The sequence below is a fragment of the Staphylococcus sp. EG-SA-15 genome (genome assembly GCF_017151895.1).
GTDB lineage: Bacteria > Bacillota > Bacilli > Staphylococcales > Staphylococcaceae > Staphylococcus > Staphylococcus aureus.
The window spans coordinates 1-24,143 of record NZ_JACVZN010000033.1 but is presented as its reverse complement, the minus strand read 5'-3'; the positions used below and the strand labels follow the sequence as shown (position 1 = coordinate 24,143).

Sequence of the window (24,143 nt, the reverse complement as noted above, 5' to 3'; positions counted from 1 at the left end):
CATATTAAAGGAGATCGATTATTTTATGGTACAACATTTAACAGCTGAAGAAATTATTCAATATATAAGTGATGCTAAAAAGTCTACACCAATAAAAGTATATTTAAATGGTAATTTTGAAGGCATCACATATCCAGAAAGTTTTAAAGTATTTGGTTCAGAACAATCTAAAGTAATCTTTTGTGAAGCGGATGATTGGAAACCTTTTTACGAAGCATATGGTAGTCAATTCGAAGATATAGAAATTGAAATGGATCGTCGCAATTCTGCCATTCCATTAAAAGACTTAACAAATACGAATGCACGAATTGAACCAGGTGCGTTTATTAGAGAACAAGCCATTATTGAAGATGGTGCTGTCGTTATGATGGGCGCAACAATTAATATTGGCGCAGTCGTTGGCGAAGGTACAATGATTGATATGAATGCTACTCTCGGTGGTCGTGCTACAACTGGTAAAAATGTACATGTAGGGGCTGGCGCAGTATTAGCAGGTGTGATTGAACCCCCTAGTGCTTCACCAGTTATAATCGAGGATGATGTATTAATCGGTGCAAATGCAGTTATTTTAGAAGGTGTACGTGTTGGTAAAGGTGCTATTGTTGCAGCTGGCGCGATTGTGACACAAGATGTACCAGCTGGTGCAGTTGTTGCTGGTACACCTGCAAAAGTGATTAAGCAAGCTTCTGAAGTACAAGATACTAAAAAAGAGATTGTAGCAGCATTAAGAAAACTGAATGACTAGTGACGTCAACGTATAATAATTTCAAGGTTGAGATACGATTATGTCTCAACCTTATTGTTTATCATTGAATAAACTTATGATCACAAATTTCGAAATACGTTACACTATTTATATAGTAATTTAACACAAAGGATTGATAATTATGAATGAATTAGAATTTGTTACGAAACATCGCCGTCATTTACATCAACATCCTGAATTAAGCTTACATGAATTTGAAACAACTGCTTATATTAAAGCGTTTTTAGATAGTTTAAATATTAAATACGATTGCCCATTGGAAACTGGCGTCATTGCATACTTAGAAGGTAATGGCTCACATACGATAGCGTATAGAGCTGATATTGATGCGTTACCTATTTTAGAGGAAAATGATGTGCCTTATCGCAGTCAATCTGATCATGTGATGCATGCTTGTGGACATGATGGTCATACAACTGCATTAATGCTTTTTGTACAACGTTGCAAAGACATGCAAGACGCAGGTCAATTACCGCAAAATGTCGTTTTCATTTTCCAACCTGCAGAAGAAACTGGTGGCGGTGCAAATCGATTAATAAAAGCCGGTGCCTTTGATAAGTATCCAATTGAAGCGGTATTTGGTATTCATGTTAACCCATTTGCTGATGAAGGCATTGCAGTGATAAGAGATGAAGAAATTACGGCCAGCGCAACAGAGTATCGCTTTTTCTTAACAGGCCTGTCAAGTCATGTTGCTGATAAAGAACAAGGTCATTCTTGTGGTGAAGCATTACAACATGTATTAACTCAAATATCACAAATTCAACAATTTCACCTTAACGGTTTGAAACGAAATATTGTTCATATTGGTCATTTTAAAGCTGGTGAAGCGATTAACACTGTACCAAGTAATGGTTATTTAGAAGGTACTATTCGTACATATGATATTGATGATTTAACAATCGTTAAAAATCAAATGCACAAGATAGCAGAAAGTGTCAAGCTTCTGTTTAATGTAGATTGTGAAGTTAAATTTGCAGAAGGTTATCCCCCTACAATCAATAGTCCGAAATTACGTACTCAAATAGAGGACGCCTTAATAAAAGCTGATTTAAATGTCTATGACAAACCAACGCCATTCTTATTTGGGGAAGATTTTAGTTTTTATGGTCAACAACTAGCTCCAGCTTACTTTGTTTTTATAGGAACACGAAATGAAGATAAAGGTTTTGTAACTGGTTTGCACACATCACATTTAAATTTTGATGAAAAAGTGTTAATAAACGTGGTTAATTTTTACGAAAATTTATTAAATAATTACAAAGAGGTGTAATACATTGACAGCAACATGGTCTGTAAATAAGAAAATATTTTTACAAAATGCAATCACAGTCAAAAACAATCAGCCATTAATGGCAGTTGTTAAAAATAATGCATATCACTATGACCTAGAATTTGCTGTAACTCAGTTTATCCATGCAGGTATAGATACATTTAGCACAACATCACTACGAGAAGCAATTCAAATTAGACAACTTGCTCCAGATGCAACAATCTTTTTAATGAATGCAGTTTACGAGTTTGATTTAGTCCGTGAACATCAAATACACATGACTTTGCCGTCGTTGACATATTACTATAACCATAAAAATGATTTAGCAGGTATTCATGTTCACTTAGAATTTGAAAATTTATTACATCGGTCTGGATTTAAAGATTTAAACGAAATTAAAGAAGTATTGAAAGATCACCATCATAATCAAAATGCAAAAATGATTATTAGTGGTTTATGGACCCATTTTGGATATGCTGATGAATTCGATGTGTCAGATTATAATGTTGAACGTTCACAATGGATGGAAATTGTTGAAGCACTTTTATCTGAAGGTTATCAGTTCGACCTAATCCATGCTCAAAATAGTGCGAGTTTTTATCGGGAAGGACAAATATTACTACCCCACCATACACATGCGCGTGTAGGTATTGCGTTATACGGTTCAAGACCATATAGTTCACTGAATCAACATGATATAGTTCAGTCATTAACTGTAAAAGCACATGTTATTCAAGTGCGCGAAGTACAAGCTGGTGATTATTGCGGTTATAGCTTTGCCTTTGAAGTGACTAAAAACAATACAAAATTAGCTGTAGTTGATATCGGTTATGGCGATGGAATTTTAAGAACTCGTGCTAAACATGAAGCACTTATCAATGGTAAACGCTACCCGATACGTGCATTAATGATGAGCCATATGTTTGTTGAAGTTGATGGCAATGTACATGCACAAGATGAAGTTATTCTTTATAATAATGATATCCGCATCGATGAATATACCTTTAAAGGTGTTGGTGCAAATTCTGAACAATTAAGTGCTATGAATCATGATTCTTTAAAAAAGGAGTACATTTCAAATGACTGTTAAATATAATCAAAATGGCGAATTAACAATGGATGGTATTAGTTTAAAAACGATTGCGCAAAGCTTTGGTACACCTACCATTGTTTATGATGAACTACAAATTAGAGAACAGATGCGCCGTTACCATCGCGCATTTAAAGATAGTGGATTAAAATACAATATTTCATACGCCTCAAAAGCGTTTACTTGCATTCAAATGGTCAAACTTGTAGCTGAGGAAGATTTACAGTTAGATGTTGTTTCTGAAGGTGAATTATATACAGCTTTAGAAGCAGGTTTTGAACCGAGTCGCATCCATTTCCATGGTAACAATAAAACGAAACATGAAATTAGGTATGCTTTAGAAAATAATATCGGTTATTTTGTTATAGATTCATTAGAAGAAATTGAATTAATAGACCGCTATGCTAATGATACGGTTCAAGTTGTATTACGAGTTAATCCAGGTGTTGAAGCACATACACACGAATTTATTCAAACTGGGCAAGAAGATAGTAAGTTTGGATTATCAATTCAATATGGCTTAGCTAAAAAAGCAATTGACAAAGTCCAACAATCTAAACACTTAAAATTAAAAGGTGTACATTGTCATATTGGTTCACAGATTGAAGGTACAGAAGCATTTATTGAAACTGCTAAAATTGTTTTACGTTGGCTTAAAGAGCAAGGCATTCAAGTTGAATTATTAAACCTTGGTGGTGGCTTTGGTATTAAATATGTTGAAGGTGACGAAAGTTTCCCTATCGAAAGTGGTATTAAAGATATTACAGACGCAATAAAATCCGAAATTAAAGTTCTAGGTATAGATGCACCAGAAATAGGTATTGAACCGGGACGATCAATTGTAGGTGAAGCTGGCGTTACTTTATATGAAGTTGGAACCATTAAAGAAATTCCAGAGATTAATAAATATGTTTCAATCGATGGCGGTATGAGTGATCATATCAGAACTGCACTTTATGACGCAAAGTATCAAGCATTGCTTGTTAATAGAAATGAAGAAGCAGATGACAGTGTAACTATAGCTGGAAAATTATGTGAGTCTGGTGATATCATTATTAAAGACGCTAAATTACCTTCATCAGTCAAACGTGGAGACTATCTTGCTATATTATCAACTGGTGCATATCATTACTCTATGGCATCCAATTACAATCAAATGCAAAAGCCTTCTGTGTTTTTCTTAAAAGATGGCAAAGCACGTGAAGTTATAAAGCGACAATCGTTAAGACAACTCATTATTAATGATACAAAATAAAAATAAACAAAGTAATCCCCGAAGCACAGAAAATTATACTGTGACTCGGGGAATTTTTATGCATTATAGATGACTGTAGATAACATGCTTGGACATATACTCTAAAAAAGGAAGAACAGCACATTTTTAGTTAGAAAGTATTTATTTCTTTTTGTCATTAATCCTTTATATTTAGTTAGCCCTATTCAACTAATTTAAAGCATCATATACATACCACACTTTAAACAAGCATCATGAAATTAGGTTTTATGCTTTACTTGCTTTTTCAAATAATATAAAACGATAAGAATTAACAACAAATATAATGTATAAAACAGAATTTCATCAAATCCAAAATCTTTACTTGTAATTAATACATCAATATCTTCTAATTCCATCATCTCTGCTTTAATATAATTATTAAACTTTGGCAAAGTCATTAAATGTACATTGTAAATATAGTAATAAAAGTCGATAAATATGATGTTAAAAAATATGTATGTTTTATCAATATTAGTTTTGAAAAATAATATCCCAGAAATCATTATCGGAATCACTAATACAATCATCATTGCTGCTAAAATATTAATATTTAAACCAATTGCAGATAATACACCGAAAACTAATAAATTAGCAACTAAACTAAGGATAAGATATTTCATAAAATCACCTCGTCGTTGTACACCATAATTATATTATATAAATATTTTTTTCTATTGCAAACAATGTTGGTGATATAAAAAAAGAGTTCTCAATTTGGTTGAGAAACTCATCGCGTTGAGTATTTGTAATAAGCATATAAAAACACCTTACTTCTTGGTAAGGTGTTAGTTAAAATCAATGATTCAAATCTAAGAATTATAGTTTAACAACGTTTGCAGCTTGTGGACCGCGGTCGCCTTCAACTACTTCAAACTCAACAGCTTGACCTTCTTCTAATGATTTGTAACCATCTTGGTTAATTGCTGAAAAATGTACGAATACGTCATTTTCTCCTTCAACTTCGATAAAGCCGAATCCTTTTTCAGCGTTAAACCATTTAACTGTACCTTGTTTCATAATCTGAAACCTCCAAGACTAAAATTCATTCAATATGCTTATTCGCATATTACAAAAAATACATGCAAATTTCACTCAAATATTCTTTGCAATATGGAATAATCATCTGCTTAACTTGTATTATAGTGCAGTTATTACCAAATTGCAATACAATAATAAAAAATATTCATTTAATCAATTATTGGTAGTTTATAATATACTTCATTATTTTGTAAAACAATGAAACTATAAAATATTTGTAAATCCTCTTCACAATCTTCGCAATAGTTCATGTCACAATTATTATAAAATGCATAAATATTATATTTGCCTGTGACATAATTATCGAACTGAACTTTACATTGATTAATCAATTGTTGATAGTGCTTAAACATGTCATCAAAATCTTGATATTGATATTTTTCAACAATGTTTTCTGGCCAGTCACTGAATAACCACCATCCCTCATAATCGGCTCTAATTTTGGTAACTGTCCACATTATTAAAGACCCCTTCCATACTTCAAAAACTCTATACTTATTTTTATACCTTTATCCTCTGAAAATCAAGTTTGACGACTTGAAACAAACAAAGTATTAACTATAGTAATTATTAGTTTTTTTAAGTAAAACTACGTATAATAACATTATGAGGTGGTAAAAATGAGACATGTACATTTACAAGTATTCGGACGCGTTCAAGGCGTCGGATTTAGATATTTTACACAACGCATTGCAATGAACTATAACATTGTCGGTACTGTTCAAAATGTAGATGACTATGTAGAGATATATGCACAAGGGGATGACGCAGATATAGAGAGATTTATTCAAGGTGTAATTGAAGGTGCCTCACCAGCATCAAATGTAACAAGCCATCAACTTGAAGAGTTAGAACTAAATCAAAAATTATCGGATTTTCGATCAATATAAAATGCTAAATAAAGGAAGATGACAGTGAGATATAATATTTCTCATATATTTGGGGTGTTAGTGGGAATTCCTGTAGCGTTTTTAACAAGCATATTTGGGATGATTGCACTTGATGTATCTTTTTTAATTGATATGTCTATTGGTATTGTTGGCTTTTTAATGACATACCTACCGATACAAAAACTCACTTCACGCAAATATTTAAACGAAATTGGTTTGACTAGAAAAGACTATCGCTATATTCGAAATCAGTTAAATCATACACACCAAAAACTTAGAGGTATTTTAAAAACGTATGTCAATATAAGATCAATTAAAGATTTTAGGCAGATTAATGATATATACCAAATTTCACGTTCTATTTATACGACAGTTAGACAGAGACCTGCATCATTTTATAAAGTTGAAGGCTTTTTTTATTCTCATATTGATAATGCTTTAAATTTGGTTGATGCATATACACGTCTAGCAAAAATGCCCAAAAAATCAATTAATGAACAGCAAAAGTTAGAACAAACACGAATTACTTTGGATGAGGTCAAACGAACATTAATCGCTGATTTAAAGCGTCTCAACGAAGATGATTATGAACGTTTAGATATTGAAATGGAATTAAATAAGTTACATCAAAAACATCATCAAGATTGATGTAAAATAGCAACTATTGGAGAGATGATTGATGACTGAAAATAAAAGTTTCAAAGAAAGCTATCCACTAGATGATTTTATAAGCGATAAAGAATTATCGAATACTACTATTCAAAAAGAAAAGTTAACAATTGAACAACAAAAACAGGTAGACACAATCAGTAAACAAATTAACCCTTTAGACAATGAAGGTTTATTAGCGTTTGGTTCTGATTTACAGAAACAAATGTCTCAATTTTCACATCAAATGTTGGATGAAGTACAAAGTAAAGATGTTGGTCCTATTGGAGATACTTTGTCAGATCTAATGTCAAAACTAAAGTCAGTTAATCCAAATGAGTTAAATACTGATAAACCATCTATGTTAAAAAGAATTTTTAGCAGAGCAAAGTCGTCTATCAATGAAATCTTTTCAAGAATGCAATCAGTTAGTGCTCAAGTCGATCGCATAACGATTCAACTGCAGAAACATCAAACACATTTAACAAGAGATATTGAATTATTAGATACGCTATATGATAAAAACAAACAATACTTTGATGACTTATCATTGCATATCATTGCTGCACAGCAAAAAAAGTTGCAATTAGAAAATGAAAAGCTACCACAATTGCAACAGCAAGCGCAGCAATCCACTAATCAAATGGATATTCAACAAGTTGCAGATATGCAGCAATTTATAGATAGACTAGATAAACGCATATATGACTTACAGCTTTCAAGACAAATAGCTTTGCAAACTGCGCCACAAATTCGTATGATTCAAAATGTTAATCAAGCACTTGCCGAGAAGATACAAAGTTCAATTTTGACAAGTATTCCACTATGGAAAAATCAAATGGCCATTGCGCTTACATTAATGAGACAGCGTAATGCAGTTGCTGCACAACGAGCTGTCACTGATACAACTAATGATTTATTAACAGCAAATGCTGAAATGTTGAAACAAAATGCGATTGAAACTGCAACAGAAAATGAGCGTGGCATTGTTGATCTTGATACATTGAAACGTACACAGCGTAACATTATTGAGACAATTGAAGAAACATTAATTATTCAACAACACGGTCGCGAAGAACGACAATTAGCTGAAAAAGAATTACAACAATTAGAACAAGATTTAAAGTCACATTTAGTGAACATCAAAGGACCGAATAAACAATCATAAATTACGAATTAGATATAACAAAAAGGAAGCATCCTACGATTAAATTGGAGATGCTTCCTTTTATATTATTCGTTATTCCTGTTGATATTTAATTGGATCTTGTTTTACAAATATGCCGACTAGATAGCCTAATATCGTTGCAATAATTGCTACTGGGAACCACTCTAAAGAATACGCTCTTAGAGGCAATGATTCTATAAAGTTAATTTTCAGCCAACCTAACTTACTAATAACACTGAAAATCGACAATATAAATACGATAATAACTGGAATTTGTTGTGAAATGCGTTTTGTCGGTATGAATTTGGCAATTAAAATTAATAATACAACAGTTATTGCTACTGGGTATACAATGCTTAATACCGGAATTGACATTGAGATAACAGCATTTAAACCTTGGTTAGCAATAATAAAACTCATTAAAATGAAAACTAATACAAATGCTTTGTATGATACTTTAGGTACGATTCTATGGAAATATTCAGAAACTGCAACAATAAGCCCGCATGCTGTAGTTAGACATGCCAGCGCCACAATGATGCCCAATAAATATTTTCCGAATGAACCAAATCCTGTTGAAGCCATTGTCGTTAATAAATATGTCCCAATGTTTCGATCTTTGGATTTCAATTGATCTAACGTCATGTCACTTACTGGCATATGATTACCAATATAACCTAATGAAATATATATGAAAATTAAAGCTACGGCTGCAATTAAACCAGCAGTCAAAGTTTGTTTGAATATTTGATTTGTTTTAGTAATGCCTGTTAGTTTTACTGCATTAACAACAATCATTGAAAAAGCAATTGCTGCAATGGCATCCATTGTTAAATAGCCTTGTGTAAAGCCTTCAGCAAAACTTGAAAAATTAGAATGATATAGTGCTTCATTGCCCTTTCCAGCACTATTACCGCTAAAGTCTAAGTATCCTTTAATAATCATCGCTAAAATAGTAATCAATAATAATGGTGTTAATAATGAACCAATACGATCGATTAACTTAGATGGATTTAAACAAATATACAAAACGACTATGAAGTAGATAATCGTAAATATAAATAAAGCGATACTACTATTGTTATGTATAATTGGTGTAATTGTCATTTCAAAAGATGTAGATGCAGTTCTAGGTATTGCGAAAAGTGGACCAATAGTCAAATAAATGATGATTAAGAACAATATTGAAAATTTAGGTGAAATTTTATTTAATGCGCCAATATATCCTTCTTTATCAAGTGCACCTACAATCACACCTAATAATGGTAAACCAATCCCAGTTAGAACAAACGCTAAAATGGCGGGCCAGAAAAATTGACCACTATCCAATCCGAGATTAGGAGGAAAAATTAGATTGCCTGCGCCAAAAAACATAGCGAAGAGCGTAAACCCAATGACCCATGTATTTTTATTCATAGAGTTACTCCTTTTTTTAAAACACGAAATAATTTACAAGTAAATATTTTAGCACAAAAAATAATAAAGAGTCTATATGAAATATGTTGTACATAGCAGAAACAAAACACATGTGTTGTTTAAATCAAATTATGCCAGAAAATAAAATTCTTCAAATTCACTTTTTAAATAGTAACTGATGACTTTTATTCACAATTTCATATAAACTCATATTTTAAACTTATTTATAAAGATTTAAGTAGTAATTTTTTTAATAATGGAGAGAGATGTCCAGGTAAATGCGCAACACCTTCAACGAAAATAGCATATTGACCATAAATATTATGAATTGTTTGTTCAACATCTTCAGTTATTGGATCTTGACTCAAAAATACATTAAATACTTCAATACCAAATTTACGTGACATTTCTACAGCTTCATACGTATCAATAATACCATCTTGACTATAATTAAATGCAGACGGTTCGCCGTCTGAAAATACGATTAAAAATCGTTGATGTTGATTTCGACGCATTAATCGTTCACTTGCAACTCTAATAGCAACACCATCACGATTATCATCTTGAGGTTCAAGTGCCATAATACGTGGGCCATCTTTTTCAAAGGTTGAGTAATCATAGTTAATAATTTCATTAATGATATTTGGTTGTGCATGATCGTCTGAATCAAAGGCATCCTCACTGAATGATAAAATTTCATGTTTAATGTTCAATGCTTTTAACGTCTCGTGGAATAACACTACACCTTTCTTCGTTTCAGCCATTTTATCATGCATACTTGCTGACGCATCAATTAACAATGTAAACGTCGCATCAAATGATTTACTTAAATCTTGTTTTTTGTAAAACAATTTATATTGATCGTCGATAAACCAATTAATTAAATCCTTTTGTAATCGTCCTTTTGTTAAATTAAAACGTGCATCTCGTTGTTCTCGTTCAATCGTTTTCTTTATAATTTGAATTAAGTCTTTGATTTCATATTGTACGTCTTGTTTCGATTCTTGATATTCTAAAACATATTGTGGCTCAATTTCAGGAATTTGCCATTTTATTTCTACATTTTTGTTCACACCATCAAGTTGAAATGCTTGGCTTTGACCAACAGCATCGCCTTCTTCACGATTTAGCGTATCGTTTGAACCTTTGCCCTTTTTGGTCATCATATCAGTCATATCATCTGTAGCATCGCCTTCACGTGCTTCATCATTACCCAATGTTTCACTATTTTGTCCTTCGTGAAGTTCCATTTCTAAATAGGCGCCACCTTTTGACTCACTATCTGCAGATTTAGAGTCAGCTTTTTCACTTTCGTTATCATCATCTTCTGAAGTATCATCTTGCCCATCGACTTGACTTGCATCAGTTCTCTTTAAATCATCAAACTCTGGACTAGCTAATGTATTATATAGTGTTTTAGGTAAGTAATAATATTCGTTTAGCATATCTTCTTTTAAAATATCATCTACTTGATACATAATTCTTTGAGCCAGATACATATTATCTTCAGAATTTTGATTTTGGAAAAAATTAGGTAAATATAAGAACATATTAACTACAATATCATCTAAATCTGAATGTATAGATGGTATATCAAAGAAATCTTGGCTTAAAAATGCATGTTCTAAATACAAAAATAATAAATCTGTATATTGTGTTTTAGTACGATACACTTTAATTTGAGATTCCGTATATGATATACGTGTATCTAGGCGAAGATCAATTAATTTAGCAGTACTTGGGCGCTCAACTTTAATAGAATTTAATACGCGCATATCTTCTAATAATTTAAAAAGTTGTTGATAAAATTTAGGGTGTTTAAAAGTTTTATCTTGTACTACTTCATTTACAATTTGTACATCCATCATATGATAACCGTAAGCAGCTAACATAACATCTGTTTTTAAACCAGCCATTTCGATATGGCTTGGTCGATGTGACCAAAACCAACTCGTAATCAAAACATTTTGAACAGGATTATAGTAAGGGAATTTTTGGATTTTAACTTGTGTTTGTTCATTTTTTAATAAGAGTCGAGCTAAGTCTTGCAACATCATTACTTGCTTGGCATCTAACTGTTCGTCGTTAAATTTTATGAAACGATCACTCATGTCTTATCCCTCTTTAAAAGTTTAGTTCTACAGCATTATATATTGCTTGTTGTTCACGTTCATCTTCCAATTTATCAATAATTGTACGTTTAATTGCACGTTCAACTGGCATTACAGTGATTAAATCACACAAGTCTAATAATGCACGGATACTAGCGGCTTCTTCAGAAATTTGTCCCTGCTTAGACATAGTACGTAAATCTTCGTTAAACTTAATAATTTGTTCGATTTGTTTATCATCTTGTAATAAACTTTGCTCTTTAATCACATTTTTTAAAATGTCCCCGTCAATATAATCAACGTGAATAACAACAAAGCGATTTTTTAGTGCTTCATTCATTGGCAAAGTACCAACATAACCTTCATTTATTGCTGCTATAACGTTAAATCCTGGTACAGCTTTGATTACTTCACCAGTGTATGGATTCGTAATTTGACGACGATAATCTAAGACCCCATTTAATACAGGCAATGTTTCAGGTTTAGCCATATTTATTTCATCAATATATAAAATATGCCCCTCTTTCATAGCTTTAATAACTGGACCATCTACAAAGACAATTTCTTGTTGACCTTCCGCATTTGTTTTAATTGTTTTAAAGCCTAATAAGCTTTCTGTATCTAAATCAACAGAACAATTGACTTGATGCATGGGTGTATCAACAACTTCACTTAATGTTTCTGCCAACTTTGTTTTCCCTGAACCTGTTGGACCTTTAAGTAAAATATTTTTATTTAAATCAAATAATGCCTTCGCATCATTGAAAACTGTTGAATCTGAATTCTTATAATGTTTTAGTGCCATTTTAAAACGTTCTCCTTTAAATAAATTAAAAAACTAAGACATGGAATAAGTTCTCCAAATGCCTTAGTTTACTATTCTATTCTGATATAAAACGCAATGCTTAGTATGCGAATTGTTTATATTTTACCAAATTTACTAATTGAAAATCTCATATTAGGCTTCATTTCAATAATTATGCGTTTAAACTTCTTTGAAATATGTTTTATAGTAACCGCCAACTAATCCAGAATTATCTATTATTTGATAATATTCTTCAGTTTCGTTGATAACATCATATTGTTTGCCAACCGTTAACATGTCAGAAACTGTAAATTTCTTTGCATCTGTATTAATGACTTCTACTTTCTTGATTGGTGTACGTTCTTTCCAAGTTTCATGTAACATAAATTTTGTCCTCACTATCGTAAAAAAATTATTTTTGTAAAGTGAATATAAACGATAATCCACTGTTTTCAGTAATTCTAATTGATTCAATATCATCTTGCTCAAGCGTTTGATATGGTATTTCCACTTCATCTAAGCGCGATTTCGCTTGATTAAAGAAATCTGCATCTTTCGTTTCAAACTCAACTTGATCGACTGCGCCATATTCCGGCATTGTCATTTCGGTTTCTACAGGCATTAAATGTATTTCGCCACCTAGACCACCCGTTCCAATTTTGAATACTTGGACATGATAGTCAGCATTGTCGAAGGGTTGGTATTCTGCAAATACTTCAAGTCCGAATATATTTGTTAAAATTTGACCTGTAATATCTACATGATTCACTTTAAGAATCACTGGTCCTAAACCTTGCACTTGATGTAACGGATTGACCGCACTCTCAAAAGAAGGCATACCTAAACCAACGCCATAATTATTCTCGTTTGAATATATTGAGAAAATATGACCATTGTTATCTTCGAGACTGAAATATTTATTGCCATTTAATTCTTTAACTGTTGTAAATGGAATATCCTTATTCGATAATATTTCCGCATACTCCTCTAAACCTGAGTCAGTTGGTGTACGTAATCCAATACCCACAAAGTGAGATTCTTCTAATTGCTCACTTGGAACTTGTATAAATTGAAGTCTTGTTCCTGGGCTTATATCTGCATCGCCGAAACGAATTGAGTTTTCAAGAAGTTCTTCATAATTTAATCCTAATATGTCAACCATGAAATGTTTTGTCTGTTCTATATTTGTTGTACCTAATGTTATACTTCTAAGTCCACACATTATAGCCACCTCTATCTTTATCTTTACTATTATATTATAACTTATTTTAATCATAAATTATAGAATATCGGTCAGTTGATTTTGATTATAGATTAATATGTGAAAAATGTATTTCTTTAAAAGAACTATTTCATTTAAATAGGTAACATAATATTGTTATGGTTGCTATTGAGTGTGTCATTAATGAGTATCTGTATATAGCAATTGAATATTTCGTTTTTTGTAGTACATAAAAAACATATATATGTCGTGTCCATAAAGTGAATTTACATCTTGTTCAGATGATTTTAAATTAACTAAAAGCGCTTATAGAATTCAAAAATTTCATCGCTTGTTATTATCTAAAATGATTTCATTAGCATATTGTAACACGCTATTCTACCTATATTTCTATTGTGAGTCTATTTCAATAGAAATGATATATTTTTTAAGTAGTCAAAATTAAACTCACATTTTAATACGAAGCATTATAAAAATAAAGTACAGCAGTAAGATATTTCGACTAGAAAATAATCTTACTGCTGTTTGTTATTGATTTGATTACGTTTTTAGGAATAGTAAACTATTTTGTGTTGTGGATTAAGATTCTAATAATAAGTCTTCTGGGTTTTCAATTAATTCTTTAATTGTTTTTAAGAATCCAACTGCTTCTTTACCGTCAATAATTCTATGATCATAGCTTAATGCAATATACATCATTGGACGATTTTCGATTGTATCTTGATCAATCGCAATTGGTCTTGTAATAATTGAATGCATGCCTAAGATTGCAGCTTGATTACCATTGATAATTGGCGTACTCATCATTGATCCAAAAATACCGCCATTTGTAATCGTAAATGAACCATTAACCATATCATCTAAGCCAAGTTTTTTCTCTCGTGCTTTAACAGCTAAATTAGCAATTTCTGCTTCGATTTCTGCAAAATTCTTTTTATCACAATCTCTTACAAATGGTACTAATAATCCATCATCTGTAGAAACAGCTACACCAATATCATAATATTGTTTCGTAATCATGTCGTCGCCGTCGATTTCTGCATTAACTTCTGGATACTTTTTCAAAGCTGCTACAGAAGCTTTAGTAAAGAATGACATAAATCCTAATTTAGTACCATCATGATCTTTCATAAATTGTTCTTTCTTACGTTTACGCAATTCCATAACATTTGTCATGTCAACTTCGTTAAATGTTGTTAACATAGCTGTATTATTAGATACCTCTAATAATTTTTTGGCAGCTGTTTTCTTTCTGCGTGACATTTTTTCACGAATCACTGGTTTTGTAGGATATTGATTGTATTTTTTCTCTTCTTTTGCAGGTGCTTGTTGTGTTGTTTGTGTTGATGCCGGTGCCTGTTGTTTCTTATCAATATCTTCTTTACGAACCACATCATTTGTTTTCGGACTTACTTCAGCAAGATTCACACCATTTTCACGAGCATATCGACGCGCAGAAGGCGTAGCATTAATACGTTGCTGATTGTCATCATTTGCTTGATTGACTTCAGCTTTATCTACCGAATTATTTGTTGTTTCTTCTTTTTTATTATTTGTTTCTTCATTTTGTTGTGGAGTATTGTCGTTACTATTTTCTTTAGAAGCATTGCCACTACCTTCGCCGATGATAGCAATTGCTTGTCCAACTTCTACAGTGTCGCCTTCACTTGCAAGTTGTTCAGATAATACACCTGCTTCTTCAGATACAACTTCGACATTAACTTTATCAGTTTCTAATTCAAGAATAGCTTCACCTTTTTCTACGCTATCCCCTACGTTTTTCAACCATTCTGCAATGGTACCTTCTGTAATAGATTCTGCTAATTCTGGAACTTTAACCTCTGGCATGACTTATTTCCCCCTAGTTATTTTTTAATGCATTTTCTATAATTTTATTTTGAACAAGTTTATGAATTTCTCCATCGCCTTCAGCTGGAGCAGCCCTTTGAATTCTGCCATGATAACTTAAATCATATTTATCTGCAACTAGCACTTTAACATATGGATAGACATATAACCATGCACCTTGATTTTTAGGTTCTTCTTGTACCCATGACACTTCTTCAAGGTTTGGCAATTGTGCTAGTAATGCTTCAATCTCTTCCTCTGGGAATGGATACAATCTTTCAATCGCAACGAGTAACACTGATTCGTCTGGATTTTTAGCTAATGCTTCTTTTAAATCAATGAACATTTTACCAGTTGCTAAAATAACTTTTGTAACCTTATCCGCTTGATATGATTCTGTCAAAATTGGCTCAAATCCACCAGAAGTAAACTCATCAATTGGTTTGGCAACTGTTTTATTTCTCAATAAGCTTTTTGGTGACATAACAACCAATGGTCGCATTTGTTCAGAATCTAAACTAGCTGCTTGTGCACGCAATAAGTGGAAATAATTACTTGAACTAGATAAGTTGACAACTGTGCAATTATTTTCAGCAGCTAATTGTAAAAATCGCTCTAATCTTGCTGATGAATGTTCAGGTCCTTGACCCTCATATGCATGAGGTAAGAATAATGTTAATCCTGAACGTTCTCCCCATTTTGAGCGAGAACTGAATAAGAAGTTGTCAAAAATCATTTGTGACATATTTGCAAAATCACCATATTGCGCTTCCCAAATATTGAAGCTTTTTTTGTTTTCCACATTATAGCCGTATTCAAAACCAACTACTGCTGCTTCTGAAAGTGGAGAATTGTGTATATCAAATGTCGCTTTTTGATCAGGAACATGATGTAAAGGTGTATATGTTTCACCTGTTTGCTCATCATGTAACACGGCATGCCTATGACTGAATGTACCACGTTCACTATCTTGACCAGTTAAGCGAATCGGTGTACCATCTTGTAAAATTGTCGCAAATGCAAGTTGTTCTGCTTGTGCCCAATCAACTAAACCATCTTCTTTATTAAACGGCTCATGACGCTTCTCAAGAACTTTGTTTAACTTTTTCAAAATGTTAAAGCCATCCGGATATGTTAACAATGCATCATTTATTTCTTTCAAATGATCAAACGTAAATGATTGTTCGTCTGCTTGTAACGGTAATGCAAGTTCTGCAGGTTTTTCCATATCTGGATTATCCATTTTATCAGCTTTATTAATTTTATCATGTGCTTGTCTTAGTTCCTTTTGGACTTGTTCTATAAATGAATGCATTTCATCTTCTGAAATGACACCTTCATTAACAAGCTTTTTACCAAACACATATTCAACAGAGTCATGTTTGCGAATATTCTGATAAGGAACTGGATTAGTAATTGATGGTTCATCCATTTCGTTATGACCGAAACGACGATAACCTACTAAATCAATAACGACGTCTTTATGAAACTCTTTTCTAAATTCCATTGCAATATCAATTGCTTCAATAGTAGCTTCAACGTCATCAGCATTGACATGGAATATTGGCACATCATAACCTTTGGCCACATCTGTAGAATAAGTTGTTGAACGTGCATCAATTGGTTCTGTAGTAAATCCAATTCTATTGTTAGTAATAATATGCAATGAACCACCCGTAGAATAGCCTTTCAAGTTTCCTAAGTTCATTGTTTCGAAGTTAATTCCTTGACCAGGATAAGCAGCATCGCCATGTATAATAATTGGCATTGCTTTATGATGATCAGTCGTCGGAGCCCCAGCACGTTGTGTATCATCTTGTGCTGCTCTCGTACGCCCCTCAACAACAGGTGCAACAATTTCCAAGTGACTTGGATTGTTAGCCAGTGCAATACGCTGCATTGTACCGTATGAATCAGTAGTTTTAATGCCACCAAGGTGATATTTCACATCACCAGTCCATCCAGCAGTTAACTGCAAGCTACCATCTTCAGGTAAGAATTTCATTGGATCTGTATGCATAAATTCTGAAATCATCATTTCGTACGGTTTTTCTAAGACATGCGTTAAAACGTTTAAACGTCCACGGTGAGCCATGCCTATTTGTATATTTTTAATACCTTCTTTCGCAGCAATCGTAATAGTACGTTGTAACATCGGTACAAGTGCGTCTACCCCTTCAATTGAAAAACGCTTTGCACCAACGAAGTTTTTATGAAGATATTTTTCAAACCCTTCAACATACGCTAATTGTTTGAATAGTGCCCTTTTTTCGTTATTATTTAACGTTACTTTATATGGCGTTTCAATTCTTCTTTTTAACCAACCACGTTCGGTATTGTTATTAATATGTGTATACTCAAATGCAATTGGTCCTTTGTAACGTTTTTCCATTCTTAAAATTGCTTCATAAGCATTATCATAAATGTCGGCAAAGTGATCTGAAACAATTCCTGCTGATATACCTTCCAAAGTCTGTTGATCTAAATCAAAGTCTTCAATCTCTAATTTAGGTACATGTTTCCTTTTTGGAGGATTTACAGGATAAATATCGGCTTTAAGATGCCCGTATTGGCGAATATTATCAATTAAACGCATGACACGCTTAATTGTGCCGTCGCTATTTTGACTACTTGTACTTTTTAAAGCTGGTACAATTGAGTCATCATTCTTAATTGTGCTGAATAAGACTTGTAAATCTTCTGGTACAGATGATGGATCTTGTAAAAAGTCATCATATAGATCTAACATTAGACCTAAATTCGCACCGAAGTTTACAGGAGCCTCTGAAACTTCTTTTCTTTCGTTAGTCATTTTACACCCTCCACAAAAATGTTGAAACGCTTACAATGTAATAATATCACTATTTAGTTATTTGTTAAAGTAGATTTACCTATTTATCTGCTAAAAAGAAGAATCAACAAAAGCGTTGATTCTTCTAGGTTTATAGATGTATTTTATTGTAAATTTTGGGAGTACAACAGAATTGATAAAGAACCACTGTTTATTTGTTTTATAGTTGTTCTTATACATTAGTCACAGCTAGTGTGTACTTAAAAAATTGATCCTATGACTTTGATTGACGTCTCAGTCATGATTAAAATATGATTTTAAACGTTGTTCCTTTGTTAATTTCACTTTTAATTTTAATCGATCCTCCGTTTAATTGAATGATTTTTTGAGCAATAGATAATCCGAGTCCATTACCGCCTTGACTTCTTGAACGAGATTTATCCACTCGATAAAAGCGATCAAAAATGAAATCTTGATCTTCCTCTGGAATACCAATTCCATGATCTGTAATTTCAATTATTTTTTGCTTATTTTTTAACCTTGTCTTAACTTTAATTTTCTTATTCTTCACATCATATTTGATTGCATTATCAATAAAGATTAAAAATAATTGTTCGAATTGATGAGGTTTCATTTTAATTTCTAGATTTTTAGATGTCAGATCCGTATCAAATTGATAATCAGGATGCAATTGTTTTAATGAGTGTATTCGCGAGCGAATTTCATCATTAATATGCACGGTCTGCGCTTCAGAAGAAATGTCATTTACATCTCCTTTAGTCAATTCAAGTAATTCTTCGACTAATTTTATGATACGATTCATTTCTTCAATAGAAATATTTAACGATTCTTCTAATACTGCTGGGTCTTTTTTTCCCCATCGCTGAATCAAATTTAAATGACCTTGAATAATTTGTAATGGTGTTCGTAATTCATGTGACGCATCTTCAACAAATTGTCTTTGTTGATTAAATGATTCTTCAATTTGGCTCATCATCTCATTAAACGTATTTGCTAAATTATCTATTTCTTCATAATTTGTATTTAATTGCAATTTATTTTGAAAACCATCTCGTCGAATCTCAATCATTTTATTTGATAAACTGACAAGCGGTTTAGTAATTTGTGTTGAAAATACATAACTGATTGTGGCAGTTATAATTGTTGCAATCACTCCAAATGCGAGCGCAATGATATACAATGATTTTACGATGTTATCATAATTTTCTAGTGAATGAATTAACAAGCTATACCCTTTGAAATCTTGCGTTGTGATTGGTTCTTTAATAATTAAATATTCAATGCCTTTATAGCGTTTTTTTATTACGCGGTCAAAATACCGGTGTTCATATCCAGGTTCAACTCTCACTGTGTTATCATTCGATGTCTCAAATAATTTATTATTATGCTCATCATAAATAATAATCTCTTGAAAATTACCTAAAGATGCATTCAAGTCTAATGCAGATATATCTTTAACAGGCTTAGAATGAAATAAATTATTAATATCGCTTGAGCTTCGTTCTGCATCATCAAGCTCACTATTATGCAGTGTATCTTTCAAGAAAAAGATAATAATTAAACAAAACAAAAATATCGTGACAAACGTAATCATCGTGGTAACAATAATCCAGTTATTGCGCAATTTACGTTTTGTCATCGTATCACATACCCAACGCCACGAACTGTTTCAATCATTTTGTCACGATCGTATGGTTTTAACTTGTTTCGTAAGTATCTTATATAAACATCTACGACATTTGTTTCTACTTCACTATTATAACCCCATACATGATTTAAAATTTGTTCCCGTTGCATAACATGGTTTTTATTTTCAGCTAGAAGATATAGTAAATCATACTCTGTTTTTGTTAATTCAATTTCTGCGCCATTTACCGTCACTTTAAAAGCGTTCTTATCAATTGTAATACCGTTGACATCGATAATATCCTTTTGTGGCTGACGACGTAAAATTGCACGAATTCTTGCTAAAAGTTCTTCAATATCAAATGGCTTAACTATATAATCGTCTGCACCGTAATCAAGCCCAGCAACTTTGTCATACGTATCACTTTTCGCTGTAATTATAATGATAGGTGTAGATTGTTGTTGTCTAATTTTGCGACAAATTTCTAAGCCATTAATTGACGGCAACATTAAATCTAATATGATTAAATCATAGTAATGGCTAAGCGCTTTATCTAAACCGTCTTGTCCATCATACTCTGTGTCCACATTGTAATTTTCATGTGTGAGTTCCAATTCAAGAAATCTTGCTAAGTTTTGTTCATCTTCTACTATTAAAATTTGCGTCATTTGTACACCTCATATTACGACTTTTTCTAATAAGGTAATATATTTTAAATTTTGTATTTTTCTATACAATAGTTGCTTTTTAAATTAGTTTGTTTACGTTTAAATTTTATCACAAATCAATAACCATGTTTTAAATTTTTCAAGCTACAATCATTAATTATTTATTAACTCAAATATTTAATAATCAGTTAATGGCATTCTGTTAATTCTGATTGCAGTACTTAAATATAGAATACTGTAACACAAGGCCTTACCGCAATATTAATTGTTGTCATATACTGACTTTTCACTATTGTAAAGTGAATAGTTATTATCTTTATTTTCACAAAATGACCGTAGTTTAAACATTTTCACACATCATTTCAATGTGCGATTTTGAACTTGGAAGTAACATTTCATAATGTATAAATTCAAAAGGAGTATGTAAACAATATAATTTTTAAACCTCATAACTTTTAAATATTCTAATTCTAATGAGAAATACAAATTTTTTTATTTTCTAAAATAGCGTAATCATGCGTTTTATTTACTATTCTTAAAAAATATTCAAAAAAAGTTTTAGTTTCTAATTGACAATGATTCTCACTAATGTATAATAGTAGTTGAAAATGATTATCAATACCACATAGAACATCCCCCCCACAACGTTTCGTTCTTGTTGGATTGGTCATTTTCAAATATTCCCCTTTTATATGCCCGTAAAAGACAATATACGTTATAACAACGTTTTATAAAAGCAGTAAACCCTTACGACACTTTAGGTTTACTGCTTTTGTTTTTTTACTATTTAATTTATTAATTTATTTCTAAGTAATAACGTTGATAAAATAATGCAAAATACGCCACCAATAATGCCGGCAATAATATCTGTTGGATAATGTACACCTAGATATACACGTGATATGGAAATCAATAAAATCATAGCTGCACATAACCCTATAAGAATACCTTTTGAATTACCTTGATTTAATCGATTTAATAGATAGATACCACTTCCAAAATATGCAGTTGATCCCATAGCATGACCGCTAGGAAAACTAAAGCCTGTTATATCAATTAAACGCAGCAATGTAGGTCTTTCTCTATCGAATATATTTTTTAATGCTGGATTCAAAATTCCAGATAGTGCCATTGTTAATGCAAAAAATAATGCTTCAATTTTGTGGCGCTTTAACATGAGATATGCCACAAGAAGTAATGAAATACATAACATTGCCCAGACTTCACCTACTTTAGTAGCCCCAAGCATGATAGATGTCGTAATAAAGCTCTCTGATGAATATATAAATTCATAAACTTCATTATCAATCCATTTCCCTAGTCTTGATTCGTGGAAAAACGCGATAATTCCAAAAACCAATGTAAAAACGATGAGCAAAGAGATACGTTTCCATTGACTCATAAAGCATTACCCCCCATTAATTCAATGCATCTTTAATCATCTTATCAAATAAAGCTTCTTTCGTATAACTTTGTTCATACGATTTCATATTATTGATAATTCGAGTTCTTTCCTGTTCCATTTCATTTAGTTCTTGTAATAAAATTTGTGCTGTTAATTGTTCTTCATCAATCGTTTTAGCATAACCTTTATCAGCAAAATGATTTGCATTGTCAATTTGGTCGCCTCGGGATTGATCTAAACCTAATGGTACTAATAACATTGGTATACGTAATGTTAAGAACTCATAAATCGCATTTGATCCAGCTCTACTTATTACTGTATCCGTAATTGCTAATAAATCTGTTAAATCCTCTTTAACAAATTCATATTGTATATATCCTGATTTTTTAACTTGAGCATCTTTTAATCCTTTACCAGTTAAATGTATCACTTGATATTGTTGTAATAATGCATCTAAGTTTTCGCGAATAATGCTATTTAATTTTTTACTTCCTAAGCTTCCACCCATAACGAGTAAAACTTTTTTATTTTCATTAAAGCCTGTTAATTGATAACCATTATGTGCATTACCATTTTTTAAATCTTCTCGAATTGTTGCTCCAATAAAATCAGCTTTCTCTTTAGGTAGGTAGTTTAGCGTTTCTTCAAATGTTGTATATATTTTCTTGGCAAATTTAAGTGCTATCTTATTCGCTAATCCTGGTGTTAAGTCAGATTCATGAATAATAGTTGGTATATTTAATGATTTGGCTGCAATAACAACAGGCACAGATACAAATCCACCTTTTGAAAATAATAGATCAGGTTTTTCTTTTTTCAAAACTTTACGAGCATCAAGAATACCTTTCAATACTTTAAATACGTCTTTGGCATTTTCTAAAGAAATATATCTTCTTAATTTACCACTCGAAATAGGATAATACTTAATTTCTGGTAGTTGTGATTCAATCATTTCTCTTTCAATACCATTTTTAGAACCAATATAAAGCGCTTCATAACCTTGTGATAATGCAGTTGGAATTAAACTTAAATTTACTGATACGTGTCCAACTGTTCCCCCTCCGGTAAATGCGATTTTCGTCATTAATATTACCTCTATTCTTTTAAATTTTTATAATATGCATAAAATGGTTCACCTTTATCATATGGCGGATATTCCATTAATTGTTCACCGACCTTATGAAATCCAAATTTGGCAAATAAACCTTGTGCAGGTTTGTTTAACGCAAAGGTGTCCGTTAAAATAACTTCTGCACCACGTGCTTTAACTACATCAATAACATAATTGAATAATTCTGTAGCAGCTCCTTTATATTCTTTCGAACCAGTTAATCGATGAATAACAAAGGCGCCTTCTCTATTTACTGGCCAGTCAATGTCATCATACCATTCTGCTTGGTCTTGGTCGACAACAATAAAGCCATAAATTTTGTCATTTTCCTCTAATACGTACAAATAATCTTTAGCAATATCTTCTTCAAAATGTTCTAAAAGTGGGTACTGATCGTCCCATTGCTCGTTGTCGTGTTCTTTCATTAATTCTTTTGCTTCTTCTACTAGATTTAAGATTTGATCTAAATCTGACATTTTACCTAGACGGATCATGTACGTCACTCCTTATATCATTATGTTAAACATGTTTTTCAGTACATGTTAATCTTACACACTATTAACATGCTTTAAACCTTTATTATGAATGAAAAATAGTAATTATCACACTATGGGATAAAAATAACCAATAAAAGTATCATATACCAATTAATTGATTGTTAAAACTAGTGAATAATACTATTTAAAAAGTATATGCTCATAGTATATTAAAGCATGAATTATTAACAGCAATGATAGAAATTGCGTTATTTACATCATTTATAAATGTCTAATTTATATCTTTTAGAGTTAGACGTCAATAAAAATAAACACGCCGAGGCTGGGACATACATCCCTAAAAAAAGCAGTAAGATAATTTTCAATTAGAAAATATCTTACTGCTGTTCTCTATTTATACAATACTTCGTATTGAATGGCTTCGCTTTCCTAGGGTGCCGTCTCAGCCTCGGTCTTCGACTGGCACTGCTCC

23 protein-coding genes and 1 pseudogene are annotated in these 24,143 nt (G+C 31.9%); 7 read left to right on the top strand and 17 right to left on the bottom strand.

The features are described 5' to 3' along the window. The first annotated feature begins 25 nt into the window (after positions 1-25). The 4 genes from dapD (at position 26) to lysA (ending at position 4,384) form a co-directional block, all read left to right on the top strand. Positions 26-745 (top strand): 2,3,4,5-tetrahydropyridine-2,6-dicarboxylate N-acetyltransferase, encoded by a 720-nt coding sequence (gene dapD, locus IDG64_RS12060; protein WP_000249839.1) that lies wholly within the window; start codon positions 26-28, stop codon positions 743-745. A gap of 142 nt (positions 746-887) precedes the next feature. Further along, complete coding sequence (locus IDG64_RS12055) at positions 888-2,039, top strand: amidohydrolase (RefSeq protein ID WP_001003793.1); 1,152 nt, start codon at positions 888-890, stop codon at positions 2,037-2,039. A 4-nt stretch (positions 2,040-2,043) separates the two neighbouring features. Then, positions 2,044-3,129, top strand: a complete 1,086-nt coding sequence (locus IDG64_RS12050; protein WP_000127595.1) for an alanine racemase — start codon at positions 2,044-2,046, stop codon at positions 3,127-3,129. Further along, a complete protein-coding gene (lysA, locus tag IDG64_RS12045; protein WP_000216946.1) occupies positions 3,119-4,384 on the top strand; it encodes a diaminopimelate decarboxylase in 1,266 nt (421 codons plus the stop codon). Before IDG64_RS12050 ends, lysA begins: the two co-directional genes overlap by 11 nt. A gap of 239 nt (positions 4,385-4,623) precedes the next feature. Here the strand turns inward: lysA and msaC are convergent, their stop codons facing one another. From msaC to msaA, 3 genes are all read right to left on the bottom strand, one after another. After that, the gene (gene msaC / locus IDG64_RS12040; RefSeq protein ID WP_000876202.1) at positions 4,624-5,025 is read right to left on the bottom strand and encodes a sarA expression modulator MsaC; all 402 of its coding nucleotides are present in this window, start codon (positions 5,023-5,025) and stop codon (positions 4,624-4,626) included. Between the two features lie 196 nt (positions 5,026-5,221). After that, the gene (gene cspA, locus IDG64_RS12035) at positions 5,222-5,422 is read right to left on the bottom strand and encodes a cold shock protein CspA (RefSeq protein ID WP_000809131.1); all 201 of its coding nucleotides are present in this window, start codon (positions 5,420-5,422) and stop codon (positions 5,222-5,224) included. A gap of 170 nt (positions 5,423-5,592) precedes the next feature. Then, the gene (gene msaA, locus IDG64_RS12030; RefSeq protein WP_000269923.1) at positions 5,593-5,901 is read right to left on the bottom strand and encodes a regulatory protein MsaA; all 309 of its coding nucleotides are present in this window, start codon (positions 5,899-5,901) and stop codon (positions 5,593-5,595) included. 162 nt (positions 5,902-6,063) lie between these two features. On the opposite strand from msaA, the gene IDG64_RS12025 reads away from it, so the two are divergent. The 3 genes from IDG64_RS12025 to IDG64_RS12015 are packed head-to-tail and all read left to right on the top strand — an operon-like array spanning position 6,064 to position 8,149. Continuing rightward, a complete protein-coding gene (locus tag IDG64_RS12025) occupies positions 6,064-6,333 on the top strand; it encodes an acylphosphatase (protein ID WP_001216631.1) in 270 nt (89 codons plus the stop codon). Positions 6,334-6,351: 18 nt separating this feature from the next. Then, the gene (locus IDG64_RS12020) at positions 6,352-6,981 is read left to right on the top strand and encodes a 5-bromo-4-chloroindolyl phosphate hydrolysis family protein (protein WP_001788788.1); all 630 of its coding nucleotides are present in this window, start codon (positions 6,352-6,354) and stop codon (positions 6,979-6,981) included. A gap of 31 nt (positions 6,982-7,012) precedes the next feature. Further along, positions 7,013-8,149, top strand: coding sequence for a toxic anion resistance protein (locus IDG64_RS12015; protein ID WP_000138425.1), 1,137 nt, complete (start codon positions 7,013-7,015; stop codon positions 8,147-8,149). Between the two features lie 72 nt (positions 8,150-8,221). Here the strand turns inward: IDG64_RS12015 and brnQ3 are convergent, their stop codons facing one another. The 14 genes and pseudogenes from brnQ3 to IDG64_RS11945 form a co-directional block, all read right to left on the bottom strand. Further along, complete coding sequence (gene brnQ3, locus IDG64_RS12010; protein ID WP_001039266.1) at positions 8,222-9,565, bottom strand: branched-chain amino acid-like transporter carrier protein BrnQ3; 1,344 nt, start codon at positions 9,563-9,565, stop codon at positions 8,222-8,224. A gap of 224 nt (positions 9,566-9,789) precedes the next feature. Beyond that, entirely contained in the window at positions 9,790-11,676 is a 1,887-nt protein-coding gene (locus tag IDG64_RS12005) for a nitric oxide reductase activation protein NorD (protein WP_001283672.1), read from the bottom strand. Positions 11,677-11,689: 13 nt separating this feature from the next. Next, positions 11,690-12,481: an ATP-binding protein gene (locus tag IDG64_RS12000; protein WP_001185421.1), complete on the bottom strand. Its 792-nt coding sequence runs from the start codon at positions 12,479-12,481 to the stop codon at positions 11,690-11,692. Positions 12,482-12,661: 180 nt separating this feature from the next. After that, positions 12,662-12,865, bottom strand: a complete 204-nt coding sequence (locus tag IDG64_RS11995) for a DUF6501 family protein (RefSeq protein ID WP_000902175.1) — start codon at positions 12,863-12,865, stop codon at positions 12,662-12,664. Between the two features lie 28 nt (positions 12,866-12,893). Next, positions 12,894-13,703 carry a VOC family protein gene (locus IDG64_RS11990; protein ID WP_000334516.1) on the bottom strand — a complete coding sequence of 270 codons (810 nt, stop codon included), beginning with the start codon at positions 13,701-13,703 and terminating at the stop codon, positions 12,894-12,896. Between the two features lie 579 nt (positions 13,704-14,282). Continuing rightward, entirely contained in the window at positions 14,283-15,551 is a 1,269-nt protein-coding gene (gene sucB / locus IDG64_RS11985; RefSeq protein WP_001115439.1) for a dihydrolipoyllysine-residue succinyltransferase, read from the bottom strand. A 13-nt stretch (positions 15,552-15,564) separates the two neighbouring features. Further along, positions 15,565-18,363 (bottom strand): 2-oxoglutarate dehydrogenase E1 component, encoded by a 2,799-nt coding sequence (locus IDG64_RS11980; protein ID WP_000180673.1) that lies wholly within the window; start codon positions 18,361-18,363, stop codon positions 15,565-15,567. Between the two features lie 283 nt (positions 18,364-18,646). Further along, positions 18,647-20,002 (bottom strand): sensor histidine kinase ArlS, encoded by a 1,356-nt coding sequence (gene arlS / locus IDG64_RS11975; protein ID WP_000166801.1) that lies wholly within the window; start codon positions 20,000-20,002, stop codon positions 18,647-18,649. Beyond that, positions 19,999-20,658: a response regulator transcription factor ArlR gene (arlR, locus tag IDG64_RS11970; protein ID WP_000192137.1), complete on the bottom strand. Its 660-nt coding sequence runs from the start codon at positions 20,656-20,658 to the stop codon at positions 19,999-20,001. The genes arlS and arlR overlap by 4 nt, the downstream gene beginning before the upstream one ends. 261 nt (positions 20,659-20,919) lie before the next feature. Then, positions 20,920-21,052 (bottom strand): annotated as a pseudogene (locus IDG64_RS11965) (hypothetical protein). 76 nt (positions 21,053-21,128) lie between these two features. Next, on the bottom strand, positions 21,129-21,329 hold the full coding sequence (locus IDG64_RS11960; RefSeq protein WP_000184336.1) for a hypothetical protein: 201 nt from the start codon (positions 21,327-21,329) through the stop codon (positions 21,129-21,131). A gap of 116 nt (positions 21,330-21,445) precedes the next feature. After that, positions 21,446-22,060 (bottom strand): phosphatase PAP2 family protein, encoded by a 615-nt coding sequence (locus IDG64_RS11955; RefSeq protein ID WP_000084773.1) that lies wholly within the window; start codon positions 22,058-22,060, stop codon positions 21,446-21,448. A 16-nt stretch (positions 22,061-22,076) separates the two neighbouring features. Beyond that, positions 22,077-23,147, bottom strand: a complete 1,071-nt coding sequence (locus IDG64_RS11950; RefSeq protein WP_000160906.1) for an undecaprenyldiphospho-muramoylpentapeptide beta-N-acetylglucosaminyltransferase — start codon at positions 23,145-23,147, stop codon at positions 22,077-22,079. Positions 23,148-23,158: 11 nt separating this feature from the next. After that, positions 23,159-23,668 carry a GNAT family N-acetyltransferase gene (locus tag IDG64_RS11945; RefSeq protein WP_000620194.1) on the bottom strand — a complete coding sequence of 170 codons (510 nt, stop codon included), beginning with the start codon at positions 23,666-23,668 and terminating at the stop codon, positions 23,159-23,161. Positions 23,669-24,143: the final 475 nt, after the last annotated feature.